3 protein-coding genes are annotated in these 5,710 nt (G+C 67.4%); 1 reads left to right on the top strand and 2 read right to left on the bottom strand.

The window, feature by feature from the left end:
- On the bottom strand, nt 1–3,152 hold a 3,152-nt coding region (gene mfd, locus I5M_RS13920), incomplete at its 3' end, for a transcription-repair coupling factor (protein ID WP_022721952.1).
- The gene (locus tag I5M_RS13915; RefSeq protein WP_022721951.1) at nt 3,149–3,436 is read right to left on the bottom strand and encodes a succinate dehydrogenase assembly factor 2; all 288 of its coding nucleotides are present in this window, start codon (nt 3,434–3,436) and stop codon (nt 3,149–3,151) included. The genes mfd and I5M_RS13915, both read right to left, overlap by 4 nt.
- A gap of 163 nt (nt 3,437–3,599) precedes the next feature.
- Here I5M_RS13915 and recG point away from each other — a divergent pair, with 163 nt between their 5' ends.
- Entirely contained in the window at nt 3,600–5,699 is a 2,100-nt protein-coding gene (recG, locus tag I5M_RS13910) for an ATP-dependent DNA helicase RecG (RefSeq protein WP_022721950.1), read from the top strand.
- Nucleotides 5,700–5,710: the final 11 nt, after the last annotated feature.

Genomic DNA, 5,710 nt, shown 5'->3' with positions numbered 1-5,710 from the left:
GGCGACCTTCGATACAGCGACAGCCGCACCGGCAGGTCGGTGACGTAGTCCTCGGGGATCAGCACCGGCATGCCGATGGTGATCTGGGGCGACCAGCGGTCGGCGACCGGCTCGTCGACCAGCCCGGCCTTGAGGTTGGTAATCGCCTCCTCGAGCATCTGCTGATACAGCTCGAAGCCGACTTCCTTGATGTGGCCCGACTGCTCCTCGCCGAGCAGATTGCCGGAGCCGCGGATGTCGAGATCGTGCGACGCGAGCTGGAAACCGGCGCCGAGATTTTCCAGCGACTGCAGCACTTTCAGCCGCCGTTCGGCGAGCGGCGTGATCTTGTGCTGCGGCAGCGTGAACAGCGCATAGGCGCGCAGCTTCGACCGGCCGACGCGGCCGCGCAGCTGATACAGCTGCGCCAGACCGAACATGTCGGCGCGGTGCACGATCAGCGTGTTGGCGCTCGGAATGTCGAGGCCGGACTCGACGATCGTGGTCGACAGCAGGATGTCGTATTTGCCGTCGTAGAACGCCGACATGATGTCTTCGATCACGGTCGCCGGCATCTGGCCGTGAGCGACCGCGACCTTCATCTCCGGTACGTGCTTGTCGAGGAAGTCCTTGATCTCGGCGAGATCCTCGATGCGCGGCACGACGTAGAACGCCTGGCCGCCGCGATAGCGCTCGCGCAGCAGCGCCTCGCGGATCATCAGGGGATCGTGCGGCGCCACGAAGGTGCGCACCGCGAGCCGATCGACCGGCGGCGACGCGATAATCGAGAGTTCGCGCACGCCGGTCATGGCGAGCTGCAGCGTGCGCGGGATTGGCGTCGCGCTCAGCGTGAGCACGTGGACTTCGGAGCGCAGCTGCTTCAGCCGCTCCTTGTGGGTGACGCCGAAATGCTGTTCTTCGTCGACGACGAGCAGGCCGAGATCCTTGAACTTGATGGTCTTGCCGAGCAGCGCATGCGTGCCGACGACGATGTCGATCTGGCCCTCGGCGATGCCCTTCTTCACCTGGGTCAGTTCTTTCGGCGGCACCAGCCGCGAAGCCTGGCCGACGTTCACAGGGAAACCGCGGAAGCGCTCGGTGAAGGTCTTGTAGTGCTGGCGCGCCAAGAGTGTCGTCGGCACCACGACTGCGACCTGCTTGCCGTCGAGCGCCGCCGCGAACGCCGCGCGCAGCGCCACCTCGGTCTTGCCGAAACCGACGTCGCCGCACACCAGGCGGTCCATCGGCGTGCCCTTCTCCAGATCTCCGAGCGCGGCATTGATAGCGGCGAGCTGATCCTCGGTCTCGTCGTAAGGAAAGCGCGCGCAGAATTCATCGTAGAGCTGCGGCTGAACCGGCAGCTTCGGCGCTTCCTTCAGATGCCGCTCGGCGGCGATCTTGATCAGTTCGCCCGCGATCTGGCGGATGCGGTTCTTGAGCTTGGCCTTGCGCGCCTGCCAGCCGCCGCCACCCAGCCGGTCGAGCTCGACATTGGTGCCCTCCGAGCCGTAGCGCGACAGCAGCTCGATGTTCTCGACCGGCAGAAACAGCTTGGTGTCGTTGGCGTAGTGCAGCTCGACGCAGTCGTGCGGCGCGCCGCCGACTTCCAGCGTCTGCAGGCCGATGAAGCGGCCGATGCCGTGCTCGACATGAACGACGATGTCGCCCGTGGCGAGACTTGTGACTTCGGAGATGAAGTTATCGAGCTTCTTGCTACCCTTGCGCTGGCGCACCAGGCGATCGCCGAGAACGTCCTGCTCGGTAATGACCGCGACGGCGTCGGTCTCGAAGCCGGACTCCAGGCCGACGACCGCCAGCATGGTCTCGTTGCGCGGCGTCGCCTGCACGGTGCGCCAGGAGTTGACGCTGGTCAGGTTGAGCAGCTTGTGGTCCTTCAGCATGCTCGCCATGCGGTCGCGCGAGCCTTCGCTCCACAGCGCAATCACCACCTTCTTGCGAGACGCCTGCAACGCGCCGACGTGGCCGACCAGCACCTCGAACACGTTGATATTCGCGTCGGCACGCTCCGGCGCGAAGTTGCGGCCTTGCCGCGCGCCGGCGTCGATCACACCGGCGGTTTCCTCCGGCACCGCGAACGGCGTCAGCCGCGCCAGCGCCGCGGCGTCGAGCCGTGCGCTCCATTCGGTCTCCGGGAGATAGAGCTGACCCGGCGGCAGCGGCTTGTAGATCGCGCCCGAGCCCGGCAGCTCCATCGCCTCGCGCCGCGCCTGATAGTAATCGGTGATCTGCTTGAAGCGTTCACGCGCGGCGTCTTCGCCCTGCGGCTCGATCGCGATCGGAGCACCCGGCAGGTAATCGAACAGCGTCTCCATCCGTTCCTGGAACAGCGGCAGCCAATGCTCCATGCCCGGATGGCGGCGGCCTTCGCTGACCGCGGTGTAGAGCTGATCGTCGGGCGACGGCGCCCCGAAGGCTGCGACGTAGCCCATGCGGAAGCGGCGGATGGTCTCGGTGACGAGCTGGAATTCCGAGACCGGCACGAGGTCGAGGCCGCGCATGGTGTGCAGCGTGCGCTGGGTCTCGGCATCGAAGGTACGGATGGATTCAAGCTGATCGCCGAAGAAGTCGAGCCGGACCGGCTGATCGAGCCCGGCCGGAAACAGATCGAGGATGCCGCCGCGCACGGCGTATTCGCCGCTCTCGCGCACCGTGGAGGCGCGGCTGTAGCCGTTGTGCTCCAGCCAGGCGGCGATCGAGTCCATCGGCACGACATTGCCGGGAGCGACCGACAGCGCCTGCGCGGCGATGACGTCGCGCTGTGGCACCCGCTGCAGGATGGCGTTGACGGTGGTCAGTACGATGATCGGCTTGTCGCTGCCCTTGAGGCGCGACAGCCGCGCCAGCGTGGTAACGCGCTGGGCTAGCACGCCGGCATGCGGCGAGACGCGGTCATAGGGCTGGCAGTCCCAGGCCGGGAACTGCATCACGACGAGGTCGGGCGCGAAGAACTCCAGGCTGCGGGCAAGTTGCTGCATCCGCGCGCCGTCGCGGCAAACCACGGCGAGGCTCACCGCTGGCGGCTTCGGCTTGGCCGCCACGGCCCGCGCCAGATCGGATACGATCAGGCCTTCGGCACCCTCGGCGACGTTGGCGAAGGTCAGTGCCTTGCCGGGAGTGAGCTGCTCGGCGGGCGAACGGGCCGGCGTCTTCATGCCTCGGAGTCCCGATGGCCGTAGGTCTTGATTCGCCCGAACAGCGCGGCGTCGAAGCCGGCCAGCGTGCCGTCACGTGCGACCGCGGCGTAGAGATCGTGGTCGCTGACTTCGATCAGCCGTTCCAGTTCGTCCAGTTCGGCGTCCGACAGCGTCGCGATCTCGGCGTCAGCAAACTGGCCGAGAACGAGGTCCATCTCACGCGTGCCGCGGTGCCAGCAGCGAAACAGCAGCCGCTTGCGGCGATCATCGAGCCCATCGCTCGAGCGCGTCGTTCCCGTCATGGTCCATCCACCTCAACGCCGAAAGCCCGGACGTGCCGGGCGCAGCTCATATAGCCTTGGCAAATGCCGCTGTCAGCCCGCCGCCACGCATTGCAATCGGCGGAAAATGCATTCAAGCCTTGAGGGTTGCGGCCGCGTGGCGGCTTCCTTGTCGAGACGGCGGATGCGCCCCGAGATCCTCAATCCCCTTTTTGCGCCGGTCACCAGCCTCAGCGGCGTCGGCCCCAAGCAGGACAAGCTGTTCCGCTATCTGCTCGATCGCGCCGACACCCCGCGCCTCGCCGATCTGCTGCTGCACCTTCCGACCGGTGTCATCGATCGACGGGCGCGGCCGAAGATTCGCGATGCGGTACCCGGCACGGTGGTGACGCTGGAGGTCACGGTCGACCGCCACCGCGCGCCACCACCCGGCCGCTCGCGCGCTCCCTACATGGTCTATGCCAGCGACGACACCGGCGACGTTGTGCTGACGTTCTTCCGCGCCAAGCCGGACTTCATCGCCAAGCTGTTGCCGGTCGGCGCCAAGCGCTACGTCTCCGGCACCGGCCAGCTCTACGACGGCACGCTGCAGATCGTGCATCCCGACCGCATCGTCGATGAAGAAGGCTTCGCCAAGCTGCCGCAGATCGACCCGGTGTACCCGCTGACGGAGGGGCTGGCGATCGGATCGCTACGCCGGGCGGTGGCGCAAGCGCTGACCAAACTGCCGAAGCTGCCGGAATGGATCAGCCCCGAGGTGCTGCGCCGTTGCAGCTTCCCGACGCTGTCTGAAGCGCTGCATCGGGTTCACATCCCCGATGAGCCGGTCGACATCCTGCCGGACGGCCGGTTCTGGTCGCGCCTCGCCTACGATGAACTCCTCGCGGGCCAGCTCGCTCTGGCGCTGGTGCGCGCGCAACTGCGTCGCCCCGCCGGCACCCGCAACGCCGGCGACGGTGAGCTGCGCCACAAGATCATCGACGCCCTGCCCTATGCGCTGACGGGCTCACAGCAGGAGGCCGTCGCCGCGATCATTGAGGACCTCAAGCAGCCGGTGCGCATGTTGCGGCTGCTGCAGGGCGACGTCGGCTCCGGCAAGACCGTGGTGGCGCTGCTCGCCGCCGCCGCCGTTGCCGAAGTCGGCAAGCAGGCGGCGCTGATGGCGCCGACCGAAATCCTGGCGCGCCAGCATGCCAAGACCATCGCGCCGCTCGCCGCCCGCGCCGGGATGCGCGTCGCCATCCTCACCGGCCGTGAGAAAGGCAAGGAGCGCCGCGACATCCTGCAGGCCCTCGAGTCCGGTGAGATCCAACTGCTGATCGGTACGCACGCGCTGATCCAGGACGACGTCACCTACCACGATCTGGCGCTCGCGATCGTCGATGAGCAGCACCGCTTCGGCGTGCGCGAACGCCTAGCGCTGACCAACAAGGGCGATGCGGTCGACGTGCTGGTGCTGAGCGCCACGCCGATCCCGCGCACGCTGGTGCTGACCTATTTTGGCGACATGGACCTGTCGGAACTGCGCGAGAAGCCGGCCGGCCGCCAGCCGATCGACACCCGCGCCGTTTCGGAGCAGCGCCTGCCCGAAGTCATCGACGGCATCGGCCGCGCGCTCGCCGCGGGCAAGCGCGTGTATTGGATCTGCCCGTTGGTCGAGGAATCGGAGAACGTCAAGCTCACCGACGCCGAGCAGCGCTTCGAGAGCCTGCGCCAGCGCTTCGGCGATCAGGTCGGGCTCGTGCACGGCCGGATGAAGGGCAGCGACAAGGATCGCGTCATGGCCCAGTTCGCCGCCGGCGAGATCGGCGTGCTGGTCGCCACCACCGTGGTCGAAGTCGGCGTCGACGTGCCCGAGGCCAGCATCATGGTGATCGAGAACGCCGAGCGCTTCGGCCTTGCCCAGCTTCACCAGCTCCGTGGCCGCATCGGCCGCGGCAGCGAGGCCTCGACCTGCCTCTTGGTGTATCGCGAGCCGCTCGGCGAACTATCCGCCGCACGGCTCAAGGTGATCCGCGAGACCACCGACGGGTTCCGGATCGCCGAGGAGGACCTCAAGCTGCGCGGCGAAGGCGACGTCCTCGGCACCCGCCAGAGCGGCCTGCCCGGCTATCGCATCGCTCGCTCGGAGGTGCACGCTCAGCTCATCACCCAGGCGCGCGACGAGGCGCTGCGCATCCTGAAAGAGAACCCGAAGCTGCAGGGCGAGTCCGGCGAGGCGCTGCGCTGCCTGCTGTACCTCTACGAACGCGACGAGGCGATCCCGCTGCTGGGGGCTGGATAGTTGGCAACGCA

It is taken from the genome of Rhodopseudomonas sp. B29 (assembly GCF_000333455.1).
GTDB lineage: Bacteria > Pseudomonadota > Alphaproteobacteria > Rhizobiales > Xanthobacteraceae > Rhodopseudomonas.
This window is presented reverse-complemented; position numbering and strand designations above follow the sequence as displayed.